Annotated in this window: 19 protein-coding genes; 4 read left to right on the forward strand and 15 right to left on the reverse strand. The window is 55.5% G+C overall.

The genetic code is table 11. From position 1 onward, the window contains the following. Window positions 1–1658 precede the first annotated feature (1658 nt). A complete protein-coding gene (locus C450_RS05300) occupies window positions 1659–3317 on the forward strand; it encodes a hypothetical protein (RefSeq protein ID WP_193790502.1) in 1659 nt (552 codons plus the stop codon). Window positions 3318–3501: 184 nt separating this feature from the next. Then, window positions 3502–3672 (forward strand): hypothetical protein, encoded by a 171-nt coding sequence (locus tag C450_RS22330; RefSeq protein ID WP_005041029.1) that lies wholly within the window; start codon window positions 3502–3504, stop codon window positions 3670–3672. A gap of 137 nt (window positions 3673–3809) precedes the next feature. On the opposite strand, the gene C450_RS05305 is transcribed toward C450_RS22330, so the two are convergent. The 4 genes from C450_RS05305 to C450_RS05320 form a co-directional block, all read right to left on the reverse strand. Next, complete coding sequence (locus tag C450_RS05305) at window positions 3810–4397, reverse strand: hypothetical protein (RefSeq protein ID WP_005041031.1); 588 nt, start codon at window positions 4395–4397, stop codon at window positions 3810–3812. Window positions 4398–4516: 119 nt separating this feature from the next. Further along, on the reverse strand, window positions 4517–4969 hold the full coding sequence (locus tag C450_RS05310; RefSeq protein ID WP_005041035.1) for a DUF3592 domain-containing protein: 453 nt from the start codon (window positions 4967–4969) through the stop codon (window positions 4517–4519). Between the two features lie 42 nt (window positions 4970–5011). After that, window positions 5012–5713: a hypothetical protein gene (locus tag C450_RS05315; RefSeq protein WP_005041038.1), complete on the reverse strand. Its 702-nt coding sequence runs from the start codon at window positions 5711–5713 to the stop codon at window positions 5012–5014. 737 nt (window positions 5714–6450) lie between these two features. After that, window positions 6451–7758, reverse strand: a complete 1308-nt coding sequence (locus tag C450_RS05320; RefSeq protein WP_005041045.1) for an IS4 family transposase — start codon at window positions 7756–7758, stop codon at window positions 6451–6453. Between the two features lie 220 nt (window positions 7759–7978). Here C450_RS05320 and ddh point away from each other — a divergent pair, with 220 nt between their 5' ends. Further along, on the forward strand, window positions 7979–8914 hold the full coding sequence (ddh, locus tag C450_RS05325; RefSeq protein ID WP_049909870.1) for a D-2-hydroxyacid dehydrogenase: 936 nt from the start codon (window positions 7979–7981) through the stop codon (window positions 8912–8914). 616 nt (window positions 8915–9530) lie between these two features. Here the strand turns inward: ddh and C450_RS05330 are convergent. From C450_RS05330 to C450_RS23675, 7 genes are all read right to left on the reverse strand, one after another. Then, a complete protein-coding gene (locus tag C450_RS05330; protein WP_005041049.1) occupies window positions 9531–9923 on the reverse strand; it encodes a hypothetical protein in 393 nt (130 codons plus the stop codon). Window positions 9924–9985: 62 nt separating this feature from the next. Continuing rightward, window positions 9986–10486, reverse strand: a complete 501-nt coding sequence (locus C450_RS21260) for a YihY/virulence factor BrkB family protein (protein ID WP_394324903.1) — start codon at window positions 10484–10486, stop codon at window positions 9986–9988. A gap of 59 nt (window positions 10487–10545) precedes the next feature. Beyond that, on the reverse strand, window positions 10546–11133 hold the full coding sequence (locus C450_RS21265) for a YihY/virulence factor BrkB family protein (protein WP_049909872.1): 588 nt from the start codon (window positions 11131–11133) through the stop codon (window positions 10546–10548). 149 nt (window positions 11134–11282) lie between these two features. After that, a complete protein-coding gene (locus C450_RS05345; RefSeq protein WP_005041051.1) occupies window positions 11283–12620 on the reverse strand; it encodes a mechanosensitive ion channel family protein in 1338 nt (445 codons plus the stop codon). Window positions 12621–12811: 191 nt separating this feature from the next. Continuing rightward, entirely contained in the window at window positions 12812–13126 is a 315-nt protein-coding gene (locus tag C450_RS23665; RefSeq protein ID WP_449271549.1) for a DUF7260 family protein, read from the reverse strand. After that, window positions 13024–13680 carry a DUF7260 family protein gene (locus C450_RS23670; RefSeq protein WP_152424417.1) on the reverse strand — a complete coding sequence of 219 codons (657 nt, stop codon included), beginning with the start codon at window positions 13678–13680 and terminating at the stop codon, window positions 13024–13026. Before C450_RS23670 ends, C450_RS23665 begins: the two co-directional genes overlap by 103 nt. Window positions 13681–13803: 123 nt before the next feature. Continuing rightward, window positions 13804–13959, reverse strand: coding sequence for a DUF7563 family protein (locus C450_RS23675; protein ID WP_440717332.1), 156 nt, complete (start codon window positions 13957–13959; stop codon window positions 13804–13806). Window positions 13960–14423: 464 nt separating this feature from the next. Between C450_RS23675 and C450_RS05355 the strand changes: the two genes are divergently transcribed. Further along, window positions 14424–15320: a mechanosensitive ion channel family protein gene (locus C450_RS05355; protein WP_005041055.1), complete on the forward strand. Its 897-nt coding sequence runs from the start codon at window positions 14424–14426 to the stop codon at window positions 15318–15320. 138 nt (window positions 15321–15458) lie between these two features. Here C450_RS05355 and C450_RS05360 read toward each other — a convergent pair whose 3' ends face one another. The 4 genes from C450_RS05360 to C450_RS05375 all read right to left on the reverse strand — a co-directional run bounded on the left by C450_RS05360 (window position 15459) and on the right by C450_RS05375 (window position 17863). Continuing rightward, on the reverse strand, window positions 15459–15839 hold the full coding sequence (locus tag C450_RS05360) for a hypothetical protein (protein WP_005041057.1): 381 nt from the start codon (window positions 15837–15839) through the stop codon (window positions 15459–15461). A 417-nt stretch (window positions 15840–16256) separates the two neighbouring features. Beyond that, window positions 16257–17165: a hypothetical protein gene (locus C450_RS22550; RefSeq protein ID WP_005041059.1), complete on the reverse strand. Its 909-nt coding sequence runs from the start codon at window positions 17163–17165 to the stop codon at window positions 16257–16259. Window positions 17166–17302: 137 nt separating this feature from the next. Next, complete coding sequence (locus C450_RS05370; protein ID WP_005041061.1) at window positions 17303–17596, reverse strand: PadR family transcriptional regulator; 294 nt, start codon at window positions 17594–17596, stop codon at window positions 17303–17305. 99 nt (window positions 17597–17695) lie between these two features. Further along, window positions 17696–17863, reverse strand: coding sequence for a hypothetical protein (locus C450_RS05375; protein ID WP_005041063.1), 168 nt, complete (start codon window positions 17861–17863; stop codon window positions 17696–17698). Between the last annotated feature and the right edge of the window lie 14 nt (window positions 17864–17877).

A 17877-nucleotide genomic window follows, 5' to 3' on the forward strand; every position in this document is an offset into this window, starting at 1 on the left:
CGCAGCGACGCCACGGTAATTCGAGACGACCTCTCACTATTCGAGCATAGCGGCGCTCGTCCTCACCAACACCCTACTTGGTAGGGCCCTGCTGACTGGGGCATTAAGGTTGTCCGTGTCAATACATGTAGTGTAGAGCCTGCCACGAACAATCAACAAGCGCAGTAACTGAAAGTTGTCATATTCTCGGAATTATCTCCCCCTACCCCTCACTGGTACACCTCGATACCACCGTGTGCTGCGCCGATCTTCTCGCTGCACTACCCCACACGGAGATGCCTACTTCTCTGATGGAGATGGAGTAATGGGAATTCACCTCACAGGTATTACTACTTCGGCGGTTGCCGCTGACCGAGTAGCATGATTTGACTCGAAGTCGTTGCAACCGTGTGGTTTTGAGGGTACGAGAGTGGTGGGATTCAGTAAGGCGTGCGAAGATACGCTTGGGAACACTTCGGCTTTAACCACTCCGAAACTGCCCGAAAGCCAGTCCTGTGGCTGATACGGCACTAGTCGTTATCCAGCTCAAAACGCCAGCCACGCCCAACCGCCGAAGTAGTAGTATTCAACCACGATCAATTTTCTTGGAGTGCTAGTGATCCCTGTGAGTTTTCGTGCTCCGTAAATCAGCATATTCATGTATCGTAACCTATCATTGCCATCATGCAGAGACGATATGTTTTGCTTGGACTCGTAACAGGGAGCTTCCTCTTTTCGGGGTGTAACAGTGGCGATAATGGAGAGGAAGCAAATACTACCACACAATCACTCAACGGTGCTGGAACACCTCTCACGCCAGGTGACTCTCCAACCTCATCGCTGGCCACGTCGATGGCTGAAACTACACGGGAAACAGCCACTCAACCAACTACTGTGTCTTCCCCGCTACCGTCAACAGACGTCCCATCGTCGACTGTCTCTTCGACAGTTTCGACGTCGACATCTCCATCTACACCCACGGTAGGGTTGGGTACAACCACTGGATCGATAGATATCAACCTCTCGCAACTTGAGACCTACACCAACGATGCCTACTCGTATACCATCAGATATCCCAAAGAGTGGGAAATTGACGACGCTGATCCGAGAGAAATTCAATTTACGCCTCCCTCTCCATCGTCGTCTGTATCGCGTTTGTCTTCTTCCTTGGGAGTCTACATCGAAGATGAAAACGTCCCATCGTCCACCTCACTTGACCGGCTCACCACGAATGGACTACGTGACATTCGACAGTATAATCGTGACCAAAACATACGTACGGAAGTCCTGAAACGGGGGCGTGTGATGCTACCCAATGAGCATCCCGGCGTACTGTTCGAGATCCGAACCACCCCATCCGGCGCTAAGAGAAGCAGTCGTACGAGAGCCGTCACAACTCTCGTATCCAGTACGTTCCTCGGAGTGAGATTTTCCATTCCAGAAGCGACCTACACGAGCACTCTCGACCAACAGATGAACGATATATTAACATCATTGACCGTCAATGACGACATTACACCCGCCGATAAATGATCCAACACAGGTAACTAGATATACTAGTTGCCCATATTGCGGCGCATGACACCAACACACCGAACGACCGCCACGGATACCACGAACGCCAGACGGTTCGAGCACGGGCAGGAAAGCAGTACGATCCCCCGAGGGAGAGACGCCTCGTGAATCGACGACGCGTGCTCCATGGACTTGCCGCTGGCTTCCCGCTCTTTGCGGGGTGTAGCGCACTGAGCGGGCAGAATAACACGACTCAATCCAACAATACGACCACGGCGACGACAGCTACTACGACAGCAGGGACGACCGCAACCAAACAGTCCTCGGTTGAAACGGACACAACCGAACAGTCTTCGACTGAGACTGAAACGGACACAACAGAGACGGACACAACCGAGACAGACGCGACCGAAACCAACCAGGGTGGGTCCACTCCCTCGACGGATATTCCCTACGCAGCGATGATTCCCGTCCCCTCAAACCCGTCGGGTTTTCAATTTGATTTCTATCAGATCGACGCGATCCGTGAGCGCAAGCGCGCATCCGCCGACTTCCTCCCCGAATCGTCTATAAAAACCGCGACCTATTCGGGCGGGGGCGGTTTCGAGATTCCGTATTCGGAGATTGATACGCTGCTGTTGGCCGACTGGGACGTCGTAGTTGGCCCATTCGACAATGAGTCGATCATCACGACGCTCACACAGGAAAGCGCCGCCGAGCTCAGAGAGACATACAAGGGGTACGATATTTATGTCGAATCCGACGACGCTGGCGCGAACGCCTTCTCGGGCGATACGCTCATTAGCGGGCTCTTCCCCGACCCATCGCTCTCGGGAATCAAAGCCACCATCGATGTGATAAGTGGTGATGGCGAACGGTTCTACGACGCCAACGACGACTTCCGGACGCTCGCCGACGCGCTCGGTGCTGGAGTAGTGGTCGGCGGACGGCTCACGCCCGACGCCAACAGCGAAAACCTGCGTAATGACGTTGGCATCGGAACTGTCATCGACACCGAGGACGGCACGCCCGTCTTCTCGATTACGGTCGTGTTCGAGAACGCCGCCGCAGCTGATACCGATGCGGTACGCCAGCTGTTTGTCGATGACCCCGAGTTCCGAGCGTACTTCGACCCCGAAACCGTCACCGTCGAGCAAACCGGGCGAGTCGTCACGCTCACAGGTGAGTTCCCCGCCGAACAAACACCGGCGACACCAGCCACCATGACAACGCCAGCCCCCGCAACGACACAGACGACGCCAGGAGCCACGACACCGCCAGCGACCACGGCAACGACCGCGACGTCCGGAGACGAACTCGTGATGTCCCCGCTCGTGACGTACGAGAACCCCGTATACGGATATCAGATCGACCATCCCGAGGGGTGGACCGTCAACGACAACATGCCCCAGCAGATCGAAATCGGCAATTCCGACAGAGATGGCCTCCGAATCACCGTCATCGAAGGACAGTACGCCTCGTTCACACTCGAAGAGGTCGTCGACGAATCGCTCGCCAACACGCGACAGGCGGCGACCACGCTCGAAGTCGCAGACCGACGGAAGACGACGCTCGACAGCGGTCAATCCGCGGTCATCCTCGACATGACGTACGACCTGCCGACCGACACGGCAAGAAGCATCCGAAGCTACCTCCTGCTTGCGAAACAGGACGACACGTACTATCAAGTCGAGTTCGTCGCCGACGCTCCTGACTGGACATCCGCCGTCGAACGCGACGCTCAGGAACTCATCGAATCATTCGGCATCATGGCCAGCTCGTCCACAGCCGCTAGAATGCTCGCGGTCGGCGGCAGACGATAGTCACTGCACGGCGCGAGTCGTGGATGTTGTCCCAGACTCGAACAGACAATCCGAGACGAGTATATTCCAGACGATATAACAGTGGACTTTATTGAAGGATGATCGTCTAAATCATCAAATCCCTACGCAGTCGTCCATTTTCAATAGAAAAGGGTTTATTTCACCAGAAGTCCAAAGACATCACATGTCTGACGAAGAGGACGACCAAATAGATTCGAATAAGATGGCTCTAGGGATTGCGTTCGGCCCTCTAATGGGAGTCGTTCTTGGGATTGTACTGAATGATATCGGGATAGGTATTGCGATTGGGATGGGTCTCGGTACCATTTTCGGTGTAGTGTGGGGCCTAACGTAGTGTGCTGCCACGCGCGAACGTGAACAGCTGAGCTGTATTCGGAGGTATATGAGTCGGCTGATTCAAGCAGAACGAGTTGCAATCAACGCTCTGAAAGCTATTCTATGACACACTCACCTAGTGGATGAATAAATTCGTCACGTCGTAAGTGTTTGTTCGGCTTTTCCGTGGAGCTCGCTGACCGAGACGGTAGATGGAGCGTAGGTCTGGACGGTTTCAACGAGGCGTTCGATATCGAGTGGCTGCCCGTCAAGTCCTGTCCGAAGTCCGCTGGGAATGTCGGCTGAAGTCGACGGATCAGTCACGAGTGATGAGAGACCATCCGGTAGCGGAGCATCTGGGGTGAGGCGAAGTCCGACTTCAGGTCCGTCAATTTCGTACGCGGATGGTTCCGGTTGGATAACAACCACCTGTTCGATGGAAGACCAAGGCACGTTCACCGATCTAACCGCTACTCCCTCAGATCGAATAGCGATCAGCGTGTCGGGACGTACTCTTCGGAACAGTCCGTAGACCATCCCTCCCACCACGAGGAGGACAAACGGATCAGCGATAACTCCACCAATATTCATTTCGAACCCAAAGAGAGCGTTCTCACTCCCAATGAACCCAAAGGTGAATATCAAAAGGAGAAAACCCGCAGAGGGAACGATTGTGACCACGGATTTTCGGACCACGTCGGTCAGCTGAAGCACCTCGGTGACGACATATGGTTTCGGATTCATGAGAGAAGTGCTTTCGTGCTATTGTCCTCCAACCAGTATGAATTCCTTCGACAATAGTGTGACATTTCCAAGCTGTGGCCAATATCACAGACAACTCGATAATGGTTGGCAGGGGTGCCTCAGAAGAGACTGAGTGCATACTGCACCACGAGTCCGACAACGGTGAAAATCGCTCCCAGCACGATGAACAACCCATAGAGAAACAACCCGGTCGAACTACCTGCGATTTCGGCCGAAGTCGGATCGGCGGGATCGTACTGAACGGTCACCCGCTCGCCTTCATCAGCAGGGGCTGGAGAGCGACCTGAGCGAGCTTCAGTTTTCACTTGACGATCATCTTGGGTGGTGAACTCCAAGACAGGATAGTACACGACGTTGGGGTCACCGCCAGTTCGGGAGCCGCTCGACCGTGCGCGTAGATCGGTGACGACGCCCTCCGTCTGTTTCGCCCGTCGTCGGAACGACAGCGTCCCCCGGAGTCCTTGTCCACCGACCAGTAGAAAGATTATGCCGATCACCGCGAAGAACACCCCGAAATACTCGGAAAATACCTCAACTTGCAACATGTTCATGGGCACTACTCGTAATACTACAATAGTTCTTTCTGTGCCAGACTATACCCTCTCCCGATCCCTGATCCAGATTGCGGTGATCACTGGCCAGAACCAGCGGCTCGGGGTCCACTCCGAAACATCACGGACGTACATCAGGTCAAAGTACGTCACAACCGGCAACAACATCCACGCGAGGAGAGCAATCCCTCCAACGTCGACGGCTTCAGGCAGGAGCCAGATGACCATCCAAAGACCAATTCCAGCAGCGATCCCCCAGACCCACCGTGAAGAGCGAGCGTTCTGTGTCGAGACAGTCGGAGTCTGGTTAGCGAGGACGTATCGGCTATCAATGGCTTCAAGCGGCACCTCATTACCGTAGAGATCAGCGAAGCGAGACGGATGAACGTCAAGGCTTGCGAGCAACTGGACGAGTGGTGCCTCGTCAGTAAACCTGTCTGGCCACTCAATGTACGCCGTCGTTTGATGGTCACCACCAAGTGACACGGTGAGCTCGAGTGCCTCGCGCGCTTCGATCTCAACTGGGTATGATGAAGGGACTGATGGTCGAGAAATCCGCTCAGCGTCAATTACTACCCCAGTCGTTGTTGCGTCGCTGAGGACCGTCTCCACACCGTCGATGGTTAAGAGCGCTGCCTCCAAGTTGAGAAACTCCTCGGCTTGGCGATCGTACCGCTCGGGTGAGACCTCCGAGAGGTCTGCGTCGACCTCCTCAGTAGATTCACCAGGCCGATCACCACTCATGGTCTGTCTCTTCAACGAACTGTATTAGCTCTGTCGTCACTCTCTTCCGCTGGTGAGGAGAGAACTGTGCATGACGAATCTACCTACCCAAGTTTAACTCTGAAGGGCACCACGGTTGGTCCGTTTCGGTCTCGAGTGACGCTTCACTCTCACCCGTGTTTTCGTCGACGGGTTCGTCCGCGGTGTCGAGACTTTCCAGTGCCGCAATCGTGCCCTCACGATAGGCACTGATCGCTCCACCAACGGGACCGACAACAGTATCAGGGATGGAGATCGGCATTCAATTTGCTGTGGGGGTGTGAGTAGTGGCTGATGATGACGGGACGAGAACGACCAAGCCCCACCAACGCTGACAAACTGGTCTGCGGCCTTCACCGACGACGTTATCGATTACTCCCGGTTCATCACGTTCGTGCTCTCGCAGTCGGGGCATTGTGTCATCGTTCCCAGCGGTGGCGAGTCAACTGAGTTCCACTCATCACTGCCGGGAGCAGCTTCGAATCCACAATTCAGGCAGCGTGATGGCAGCGTTACCGAACTACTCCGTCCCACAGTAGACCCCCAGTTTCGGCAGTGTCCCCAATGCTTCAGTCTCCGATTCCGGATCGTTATCGATCTGAATAGTGATACGTGCCATAGTAGCAAGCATCACACCTGTCCTCGTAAAGCTTCCCCCGACAGGTTATCTCGGATAGGTGGCCATCAGTGGCCCGATTAATATTGAAGAACATCCGTCTTTAGCTAACTCCAGCGGTTGGTTGAGCGGCGGTAGCGAACCGTTCCTGTAGGACTGGACGCTGTTGATGGATCTTCTGGGCGTCGGCTGCCATCCGTTCCAACAGCGGTGGTGGCGAATAGCCGAGGTAGTCGCTGAGCCGTTTGAGGATCCGCTGGGCGTGCGACCGGAAGGTCGCCGCCCAGCGTTCCGGTGGGAACACTGCCTCCTCATCGGCCTGTTCGATCACCAGTTCCAGCAATTCCCGGCTCACCAACAGCGTCAGCATCGCCGCATACAGCAGAATCTCCACTACCGCAGGGTTGGTCGTGTCGAACTCATCGAGTTCGTACAGCGTCTTCAGTTCCCGAAACAGCAACTCCACCGCCCATCTGCAGCGGTACAGCGTCGCTATATCCGCCGGCAGCAACCACTTTCTCGGGAGGTTCGTGATGTAGAAGTGGTAGTCGTCGGCGTCCTCGTTGCGGACGCCGACGACGCGGAAGCGCTTCGTATCCCACGACCGCGTGCCCGCGTATGGCCCGCGTCTGAACTCCACTTCGACCTCGACGTCGACGTACTTTCGCTGGAGGTTCTCCGCGATATCGAAGACCTCCTCGCCTTCCAGCGGAATGGCGCGTCCGCGCCATTCGCGCAGTTCTTCGACGATCTCTGGCTTGGTGTTCCGCTTGAGACGACTCACGAAGTAGCCACCGTTTTCGTCGATCCGGGCGAAGCGACGGAACTTGAAGTACGCCAGATCGAGGATTAGCAACCGTCCCTCTAGCCACGAACCGGTCTCGAACTCGGTGCTGTCGTGGGGACGTTCGCCAGTGATGGAGAGTTTCTCGATAGTTCGGTCGGTGACGTTGTGGAGCAGGTGGAGCTTCGCTCCAGCCTGCTCCTCGCGTCGTCCCTGGTACTGTTCTCTCAGGAACCGATGCAACCGCAGAACGGTTGCGTCGGCGATCATTACGTCTCTGAATTGGTCAAACTCGTCACAGACAGTGTGAGGGACAGCGACCTCGTCGAGCGCGAACTCGACGAGGTCGCGGAGGTACGCGGCGAATAGCGGTGTCAATCGCTGATAGAACCCGCCGGGAGAGAGCGTCTTATCGGCAGTAGCGTTGTAAGCGCGGCGAAACGCAGCGAGTGTTCGGCTCTCGCCTGCGGCGAAGCCGAACACGAGCGCCCAGACCATCGCAGGTATCTGGAACTTGCTGTCGCGTTCGACCACGCCGACTGCCTCGGCGTGGTCTTCGAGAGCTATCGATGGAAAGAGCGTAGTGAGTCGCTGTTCAATCCGACGTGAGGAGGGTTCCGAAGGCATGGACACCTGACCCTCCTCATTCCACTCACGAACCAACTTCGATAGCAGCCGCAGTCATGCGATTCTTCGCTTAGCTAAAGACGGATGTATTGAAGAAATGTACTGATGAAACCGCTGAGAGACAGCGCCAATATGATACTGTCACGACTCGGCACTGGGTTCAGTGACAATCTTGTCGCAATACTCTTCGGATCCTTGAATACCCGTTCCACCGAACACAATGAGCATGGAGGTTTCGAGCATTGGAATCGATAGGTCCGTCTCGGCCGTCTTTCCGCCCGAACAGTTGCGAGACGCCCTCACGGACGCCGTTGAGGTGGCAGTCATCGACGCTGGCAACGACCCTCTCGAACCGTACGACGCCGTCGTTACGATGGCCTATCACGAGAGCTACCTTGAGGGAGTCCACTGGATTCACTCAATTCAGGCGGGTGTGGATCGCTTCCCCGTTGACGAGTTACGCAAGCACGGGGTGACCCTTACAAACAGCAGTGGCATCCATGGTCCGGCGGTCGGCGAGACCGTCATAGGATACATGCTTTCGTTCGCACGTCGATTGCTGCCAGCTGTGAAATCGCAAACCCATCGGGAGTGGTCGCCACCCGCATGGGACGACGCATATACGCTGGCAAACGAACGTTGTTGCATCGTCGGGTTAGGGACGCTTGGGAGAGGAATCGTCGAGCGAACTTCCGCGCTTGGACTCAACGTCGTCGGCGTCCGTCGCTCCGGTGAACCTCTTGATGAGGTCCGAACAGTCTATCCCCCAGACGACCTCCATACAGCGATCCGGGACTCGAAGTTTGTCGTGCTCGCGGTTCCGCTCGTCGACGAAACTCACCATTTGATGTCCACCAAAGAGTTCGCCGCGATGCGAGACGACGCGATTTTGATTAACGTCGCTCGTGGACCTGTGGTTGACCAAGAAGCACTCGGTGACGCTCTCGAAGCGGAGGCGCTCGGTGGGGCTGCCCTCGACGTTTTCGAGGCGGAACCGCTACCTGAGGAATCCCCACTCTGGGAGTTCGAGGAAGTTCTCATCACCCCACACTGCGCGGGGTTCACCGAGGACTACTATCGAAACGTCGCTGGCCTCGTCCGAGAGAATCTCGTCAACATCGACACTGGTGAGGAATTCGTCAATCGGATCGTTTAGTCGTGTAGCTTTTGATTCCGCAAATCGAGCGACTTGAGCAGAGGTACACGACAGATCTCGACTACAGCTGTTCAGCGATGTGTTTGTTGAAGAACATTCGGTGACATCGTTTCTGATCGATGTTTTCGAACCAGACAAAGACGAGGTGTATATCGTCACGAAGCCGGCCTGTGAGTTCAGCGACTGCCTCTTGGACATCCGTGACCTTGGCGAGATGTGATTGATACTGATCTTCGAATCCAACCTCGTCCTAGACAGCAGTATGTGCTCTAGCAGAGGACTGGAGTGACCGAACACGGACAAAAGGCTTACGCTTGTGCAGCCACCACGCACAAGCGGGAGATCCGTGATAGTTGGGAATGCTCACCCCACTCGACTCTCCCTGACGGACCACGATAGCGAGCGTGCCGGCGTCGCCGGCGGGTACTAGCCTCGAATGGCCACCGAGGTATACCCCTGTGGAGTAGACTAACCCGCCACCGAAACGCATCATTCCGACACGCTCGCCCTGACAGTCCGCCAATCTACCCAACCAGACGTCGGCTGATGGGTTTGAAAATAAAAACGGGAATTTCCCCTGTCCTGTGCGAGTCCTCCTCTCCCATCAATTTCGAACCTACTGGACGCTCTCGTCTGTATTTTCGAGCCGCATGCCGTCAAGCTGCTCGCTGATACCGCTGGTTTTGGTGTCGAGTTCCTCAACGAATCCGCTTGTTTGGTCGGTTGTCGTCGCTCCTTGACTGGTGGGTTCGATCAGACTCTCTTCTTCGAGCACCCGCAACGAATAGCGCACCTTGTGATGCTCGTAGCCGGTTTCATTCGATATCTTCACGATCCCGATCGGTTCGNCTTCTTCGAGCACCCGCAACGAATAGCGCACCTTGTGATGCTCGTAGCCGGTTTCATTCGATATCTTCACGATCCCGATCGGTTCGCTTGTGATGACTATTCGTAGTATCCGAAGATGGCGGACCAGCATGTCTACCTCTTTTTCCATCCGATCAATCATAATGTGTGCTACCATACAACGATGCAAGTTAAGTGTTATTGCCGAACTGACCCCCTATCCACTCACCGGGATCTGTCCCAGTGGAGTTCGAGACTCACTGAACTGTCGGCCGTAGACGCCGTGTCTTCATCGGAAGCAACGACACGGTGTGGTGAAGGTAACAGGACATCGTTCCCGTTCGATATCAGTCTCATCTCATCACCTTCAGAAAGAGTTCTCTCGACACTATGGACTGCCTCGACAATACCCTGGGAATCTGCTGTGTTACTCCTGCTGCTTTCACTGTTGTTCTGTGCTGGTCGGGTCACTGGCTCAATATCGACATCCGCGCTCCGATTCGAGAGAACGGCGTTGACAGCGACACCAACCAGGATGATCAAGCCACTGAAATAGAGCCATGTCAACAGTACAAGAACACCAGCGATCGCACTACTCCCCGGTGATTTGAACTGCGTATACAGCCGGAATACCGACTCGAACGCGGTCAGTCCCACAGCAGTCACGAACACACCAGGCAGGATTTCTCCCAGTGTCACGTCGGTATCCGGGAAAATGTAGTACATCGGTACGAACGTGATCGCTAACCCGATAATGAGGACTACCGGCCGGATGATCGTCGCAATCACTCCCGGATCGNGTACATCGGTACGAACGTGATCGCTAACCCGATAATGAGGACTACCGGCCGGATGATCGTCGCAATCACTCCCGGATCGACGCTCGACAGAATCGAATTGATCGCCCACCCTGCCACCAACGCCAGTCCGAACGTCAGAAACACCACCACCCCATCGGTAAGCTGATCGGTGAAGGTATTCGCCGATCCCGTCTCGTAAATATCCGAAAACGCGGTATCGAGCCCGCGGAAGATTCGGAGTGTTCCCCAGAGCAGCACTCCCAGTCCAAGGATCGACAGTCCCGTGGATGTCCCGGCAGATTCGAGTTGGCCAATGAGAACCCCACCAGTACTCGGTGTGAGAACGCGTTCGGCAAACGAGACGAACGCCGCTTCGAGACTCCGATCGCCGACAGTCGAGATGATCGTCAGCACCAACACCAACAACGGAAGCATCGACACAAACGCGTGATACGCGATACTGCCCGCCATGAACGTCACCTTCTCTGTGCGGAGTTCATGAACGATCGCTCGAACGATGCTGATGGGACGGTCGAATCGATTCTCATCGATCCGTTCAGTGAGGGGCTTCATGAGTGGTGGATCTGGCTTGAGGAGCAGCCACGATAGGATGGTTAATTACGAAACTGTGTTCATTGCGTCCGATATTCTTCACGTTGTCTGATCGGATCCGAGCTATCCTCGAAAGGGTTCCGGAGAACCCTTTGCCGAAGGTGGTGATGTCAGTCGTCGGTCGATCCTGGCGACTCGAAGCCGTCGTCCGGCCCAGAGTTCGATTCGGTGTCCTCGTTGAGATCGGATGCGCTACTGCGCGCACTCCCAACCCAGTCGTCGATATTCTCGGCGACGTAGTCCTGCCCACCAAGTGCGAGCATCCCACCGACACCGATAGCGAGCGCCAGTCCGAGTGCGCCGAAGAACGCCGTGATGACCGTGTTGAACAGGCTCGTCAGTACGGACGTGTCGAACCCAGCTGTGTCGAGTGCGAACACGATCACGATGTAGTAGACGAACAGCTGGACAGCCAGACCGGCAATGTCGGCTGCTCGGCTCGTGTCAGCGTTCGCAACTATGTCGCCGAGCAGGTCGGCCACGTAGATCCCGACAATAAGGACGGCGAGAGCGCCGAGGATCAGTGGGATCTGGCCGATGAATTCGGTCAATGGTTCCGACAACGCCGGGAAATCAAGCGCATCGACCGCCGCGACCAACGCGAAGTAGTAAATAAGGAACTCGACGAGTTTCCCGGCGGCGTTACCGATACCACCGACCGCATCCGTGGCGTCAGCGAGCGGCGTGTCTCGGACGTAGGTGTCGAGCCCGAACCCCGAAACCACGCTAGCGATGAGGTCACCCACGAACCGACCGATAGCGAACCCGACGACGAGGATGACGCCGGCGACGATGATCTGCACCGCACCGTTGGCGATGTTCGTCAGGAACCCACCTGGAATCGCGATTCCAGCGTAGTCGAGCGCCATGAGTAGCGCAAAGAAGTAAATGAGGTACTCGACGATCTTCCCAACAGCGGTGCCGATGCCGCCGACTGAATCAGTGACGTCAGCGAGTGGGGTGTCACGGACGTAACTATCGAGGCCCAATCCGGCGACAATGTTCCCAACGAGACCCCCGACGAATCGGCCAATGGCGACTCCGACAATGAGGATCGCAATAGCAACGATGACCTGGACCAGCCCGCCACCGACGCCAGTCAGGAACCCACCGGGAACCGCGATTCCGAGGTAACTGACCGTGGCGAGGACTGCGAGCAGGTAGATGACGTACTTGACGAATTTTCCGAGCGCCTGTGCGATGCTCCGATCCGCATCACCCTCGCGTTCGAGGGGTGTCCCCTCGGTGTACTGGGCGGGACCAATCCCTTGGACGAGGCGCTTAACGATCCCACCGAAGATTCGGCCGACGATCCACCCGAGCAGCAGGATGACGATCGCGCCAACCACCAACGGGACCGCTTCGAGGAACCCGTTGACCAATGGCTGGAGCGAGTCCGGGACTGTCTGGAGAACGACACCATCGCCGAGTATGTGTGGACTTGTCATTNAACCCGTTGACCAATGGCTGGAGCGAGTCCGGGACTGTCTGGAGAACGACACCATCGCCGAGTATGTGTGGACTTGTCATTGCTATCACTAATGTCACGCACTCGCTGCCGCCCAGTTCATGCGAGACGGCAGCGATTCACAGAGTCGGCCCATAAATGTTTTTCATGGTAGAATACATTGGTTCAATACTATTCAGTGGCTAAGTGTTTGCATATTCTGCCACGTACCCGTTGTATTCTCTCGACGTGGGCCGTTATCGCTGACAAAACAGGGTAGGTAAAGTCCTGTGAGTGATAGAGGTACTCATCAAACTCTTTCCCATCGAGATGTAGGTTGTCCATCGGTGGACGTTCGTTGAGGAACGCTTGGCGTTGATTGGCAAGCATATCGCAGTCGTGTTCTAGCGTGTAGAGTCGGTCACGAGCGGCTCTGAGTTCCCTAGCGGACCACCCTTCAAGAGGTGAATTAGCAAGTTCGGAGACAGCAGCGTCGATCTCGCACAGTTGTTCGGCAGTTTCCGCGAGCGAGGTGGCTTCTCGATCGAGCCACATCGAGAACGCTTTGCGNCAGCGTCGATCTCGCACAGTTGTTCGGCAGTTTCCGCGAGCGAGGTGGCTTCTCGATCGAGCCACATCGAGAACGCTTTGCGCTCGCGAGACGCCTGCTTTGCAGCATCAAGGATCGTCGTCTGGAGGTCCGAGGAAATGTAGGTGTTCTGCCTGAGGACGTGGGCAATGGCTGGCCCGAACTCTGCCGCCATGGTTTCGTAGATCGAGGCGTCGTTGTACTCGTCGTCGTAGTGAGTAGTATCCAGTAGCGTCTCCTGAAAGGCGTTCTCGATCCGCTCGACCATCGCTCCGCCGGGTTCCGTATTGAGATGTACAGAGATTGAGTTCTGTGGTTGCCCCCAGGCCTCGTTCTGGGAGCGACTGCATTCGATATTGGCAACGTGGGTATGAAACCGCTGGAATGCGCGCTCTTCGACCTGTGTTCGGGCCTGTTCTTGCTCAACACGCTCACGTGCGGCGCTGATGGGCTCGGTCGCTTGTGAAGTCATGATGTATCTGTGTGCAGAACGTGTAAATTATAGGAACATGCTCGTCCGACAGTATCCGATCTCTGAATGGCGTCACCCGATTTCCAAGCGGTGTTACGGTAGACACTGCTGGGGGATCGGTCGTCAGTGTCGCGGTGATCGCGCATCACGAACGTCAGCCCCCTCGCGGACTTTTCCTGGACAGTTCGGACAGACGCGTACTGATTCCATTCCAGTAGGTGCGAACACCCGGACATACTGGTCGGTGACGAACGCCTCGCAGTTCTGGCATTCAGGCATGTGATGATTGGTCGTCGTGGAGTGTAACTTGCACAAACTGGTCGTTGCCACAATTTTGGCACTGGGTCGCACTCATCGGAGCCAGGCTTCCATCGCTGGTGGTTCTGGCAGGATACAAGCTGTTGCACTGTTCACAACAGAGAAGCCTGCTATCGCTNTCGGAGCCAGGCTTCCATCGCTGGTGGTTCTGGCAGGATACAAGCTGTTGCACTGTTCACAACAGAGAAGCCTGCTATCGCTTCTTTTCGCTTTTCTATCTGATTCATCATCCATTCCGTCGTCCGTACGATAGTACTCCTCACCATTGGTCTTTTCGGCCAGTTGGTTCCGTCTTTGAGGAGTTCGCTTTCGGCAAGTGGTTCAAAGATTTCGTACATCGACCTCCTCAATCTCTATTCTTCCGAGATATTGTATAGAAATCGCAACGTTGATTATTTCCTCGTCAATCTACTCGGGCGGATCCTATGATACCACTCCAGCAGGGGTTTTCACTCGACCCACAGTCGTTGCTGAATCAGTACGGACCGGCACTCATCAACGCCGCCGTGACGATCGTGCTGTTCCTCGTTTCGTTCGTCATCATCTACTACGTCGGCAAGGCCATCGTGGTCCGGATGTTGAACGCCGCGCTCAATAGCCGCGATGTCGACGAGACGATTGCAGGACTCGTTGTGAGTACTGTGGTCGCGATCACGGCTGTGCTTGCGATCGTGATCGCAGCCACCATCGCGGGTGCTGGCGTCGTGCTCGCGGCGTTCGCGACGCTCGCCGGTGCGCTCGCGCTCGCGGTCGGCTTCGCTGCACAGGACCTCATCTCGAACTTCGTCGCGGGAATATTCATTATCCAAGACGAGCCATTCAAGGTCGGCGACTGGATCGAATGGGACGGCAACGTTGGTGTCGTCCGGGAGATTCAACTCCGGGTCACGAAACTCGATACCTTCGACAACGAAGAGGTCACCGTCCCGAATAGCGATCTCGCCAGTGCCGTTGTGACTAATCCGACGGGCAACGATCAGCTCAGAGTCGGCGTGGACTTCGGCATCGAGTACGACGACGATATCGAGGCGGCTCGCACGGCAATTCTCGACGAGGCACGGAAGCTCGATGGTGCGCTTTCCGAACCCGAACCAGCCGCGCCGGTCACGAGTCTCGGCGATTCCGCGGTCGTGCTCTCGGGACGTGTCTGGATCAACCCCAACGAAACCGGCTACGCACCCACCGCCGCGGCGTTCACCGAGGCAGTCAAGAAACGCTTCGACGCCGAGGGCATCGGTATGCCGTACCCCTATACTGAGATTACCGGGAGCGTCGATGTCGAGAATCCCGGCGAGGCCGGATACACGTCAACGGACGACTAACCACAGTAGTTCCATCGATTCGGATTCGAATTCTCGCATTTTTGCGGGCGATCATACTGATTCGAGTTGTTCAGGCGCTCGGATGAAGCAGTGAGAACCGATACTTCGAGTGTCACACCGGAATCGGCACCAGCGAGATCACCTACGACTCTCGTTCATCGTGTCAGAAGCGTCTGTCTCTGGGATCGAATGGAATGATGAAATTGCTTCGAGCGGTAACTCTTGGATGAACTGCTCGGATTCGTCGATCTGTTCGAGCGTATCGAGGAATGTGAGATATTCCATTGTGACGAACGCACCGAGAGTAGTGATGCGATACCCCTCGCTGGTTCGTTCGGCCCAGCGTCTTTCGAGAAACTCGTCTAATGTTGGTCGAAGTACAGCCTGCGAGAGTGAAAGTGCTTCGGCGATATCGTCGAGTGTGGATGGTTCGTCGCGCAGGTGTTCAAGCAACCAGAGTGGTTCGGGATCTTCCGCAAGGAACTGGATCACGTCGCGTCGGTCTGCCTTCGTTGACATGGAACGAGCCCCCATTGTGGATCGTGTTGTCAACGTCACTAAAGGGTTTCTGGGGGTGTGGATTGGTCGATGTAGGGTGTGATATCGATGCCAACTGTTTGGAGGTTAGATCGGTTTGTAATGCATATCTCCCTTATGAAATCTACGCTGCAGACATAGATTCAGAACACGCTGTGCATGAGCAAACTACCTGCCTGTCTTCAGATGGAGTGGTCTAGGAAGTCGCGATGAGCGCGAAATCGTCCTCATGGTACAGGTTTCGCGCTCAGTAACACCATTTTTGAGAGAGATATAGTCGTATCGGCCGAATTCTTCGTTGGCGAGCTCCCACCACACAGTGCTGATGACCGTTGTGATTGAGTTGTATCCGACCAGAAGCACGAGCAGAATTCCGACGTCAGTCTACCGACAGTGGTCCTACGCTGAAGCTTCAGCGGTCGGCGTAGCGGTAGTTTCGTTGCCGCCCGACGGAGTTTCAGACGTACCGCGAACTAGCTGGATATATTCGGTCGCAGAGATTTCTTCGTTATTATACTGCTCTGCCCACGAGCTTTCGACATGGAACGTGCTGATGGGTTCGCCAGCAGACGAAACGACCGTCACGTTCATGCCCTCAGTGTTCCATCCTCCGGACATAAGTCCGGCATATCCACCAGAAATCATCCCCATCTCTTGAAGAGCAGCGGATTCATCCGTTGCATTAGTGACGTATTCAAGAGTAACAGTATCACCTTCCATTCCGATCGAGTTCACAGTGTAATTTGACTGGGTGACAAGTAGCTCCAGCCGGTCAAGGAAAAATTGGTCGTCGTTCGGCCCTGACGGAGTAGCATTTAGGTCGAGGTCACCCGGAGCGGTTTCGTTCGGACTGGCATTCCCGGTCGTCGTTGCGTTCGTACTGGTATTCCCGACAACAGTCTCGGTTACTGTAGCAGTCGGTGTCGGGGTTGCGGTGGGAGTTTCAGTCGCGGTGGGAGTTGCGGTTGCAGTGGCGGTTTCGGTCATGCCACTCTCAGTTGTTGTCTCTTCTCCGCTCTCTGCAGCCGTCGTTTCTGCGTCGGCTGCGGCAGTCGTCTCGTTTTCGCCTGCGACTGTCCCATTGGTTCCATTATCGCCACTGCCGCCACCGCCGCCGCAGCCCGCGAACAAGAGCATCACGACGACGAGGCCGACCATGGCCACACGTTTCGGTGAGTGATTTCCTCTGTCGAATAGTTTCGGTATCATGGAATCTCGACCGCCAAGACGCTTCAGGGTGTTATTAAACCCAACCATCCACCTCGAATTATCTCCGAAAAATGGGAAATCCACCGCATCGTTCAACATTCGGAAGAAGAGTTCGTTACAGAACGAATTGAACAACAAATGATCCTCTCATGCTCTCGTGCTCCAACGCTAATCCGGGGCCGCTGAAAGGTTACAGAGGTGGAATGGCTGAAGACACGAAGCGCTACGCTTGATTCTCAGGCGGTGTTGAGGTCGACAAGCTCCGATTCCCACTCACGACGGGTTTCGAGTTCACGACGACCGCGCTGGGAGAGCTCATAGGAGTTGGTGCGTTTGTCGATCGTCCCCTTCTCGATCAACCCCATCTCACGGAGGGAATCCAGATTCGGGTAGAGTCGCCCGTGATTGATCTCGCCGGAGTAGCCTTTCTCGATTTCGTCTTTGATCGCAAGGCCGTGGGGCGGTGACTCCTCATCAAAGCTACCGATCACGTAGAGCAAATCACGCTGGAACCCGGTCAAGTCATCCATCATAACGTGGTGATACATCATGAAGCATGAATAATAAAGCTACTGGCTATTGAGTCGGTGGGTTCACTGTCGGCGTGGATATTCGAAAATCCAGCGATGTTACAGGTCGCGGGCCTGAACGGTCTTGCGGTCGTTCTCCTCAGCTCGGCGGCTCGCGTCTTCGAGTAGATCTTCGACCTCTGCATCGAGTGCGTCGTAGAAGTCCGCTGCGACGTTCGAGTCATCGAGCGCTTCCTTCACTGCTGCTTTGACGATCAGATCTGCCATCACTGGGAGAAGTC

The organism is Halococcus salifodinae DSM 8989, assembly GCF_000336935.1.
Lineage (GTDB): Archaea > Halobacteriota > Halobacteria > Halobacteriales > Halococcaceae > Halococcus > Halococcus salifodinae.

Coding starts and splice junctions, on each gene's coding strand:
- C450_RS22550 (WP_005041059.1), bottom strand. CDS start 17,165: ATGTTGAACGATGCGGTGGATTTCCCATTTTTCGGAGATAATTCGAGG.
- C450_RS05360 (WP_005041057.1), bottom strand. CDS start 15,839: ATGTCAACGAAGGCAGACCGACGCGACGTGATCCAGTTCCTTGCGGAA.
- C450_RS05320 (WP_005041045.1), bottom strand. CDS start 7,758: ATGCCTTCGGAACCCTCCTCACGTCGGATTGAACAGCGACTCACTACG.
- C450_RS05355 (WP_005041055.1), top strand. CDS start 14,424: ATGATACCACTCCAGCAGGGGTTTTCACTCGACCCACAGTCGTTGCTG.
- C450_RS05305 (WP_005041031.1), bottom strand. CDS start 4,397: ATGAATCCGAAACCATATGTCGTCACCGAGGTGCTTCAGCTGACCGAC.
- C450_RS22330 (WP_005041029.1), top strand. CDS start 3,502: ATGTCTGACGAAGAGGACGACCAAATAGATTCGAATAAGATGGCTCTA.
- ddh (WP_049909870.1), top strand. CDS start 7,979: ATGAGCATGGAGGTTTCGAGCATTGGAATCGATAGGTCCGTCTCGGCC.
- C450_RS23675 (WP_440717332.1), bottom strand. CDS start 13,959: ATGCCTGAATGCCAGAACTGCGAGGCGTTCGTCACCGACCAGTATGTC.
- C450_RS05345 (WP_005041051.1), bottom strand. CDS start 12,620: ATGACAAGTCCACACATACTCGGCGATGGTGTCGTTCTCCAGACAGTC.
- C450_RS21260 (WP_394324903.1), bottom strand. CDS start 10,486: ATGTACTACATTTTCCCGGATACCGACGTGACACTGGGAGAAATCCTG.
- C450_RS05315 (WP_005041038.1), bottom strand. CDS start 5,713: ATGAGTGGTGATCGGCCTGGTGAATCTACTGAGGAGGTCGACGCAGAC.
- C450_RS05370 (WP_005041061.1), bottom strand. CDS start 17,596: ATGGATGACTTGACCGGGTTCCAGCGTGATTTGCTCTACGTGATCGGT.
- C450_RS05310 (WP_005041035.1), bottom strand. CDS start 4,969: ATGAACATGTTGCAAGTTGAGGTATTTTCCGAGTATTTCGGGGTGTTC.
- C450_RS05375 (WP_005041063.1), bottom strand. CDS start 17,863: ATGGCAGATCTGATCGTCAAAGCAGCAGTGAAGGAAGCGCTCGATGAC.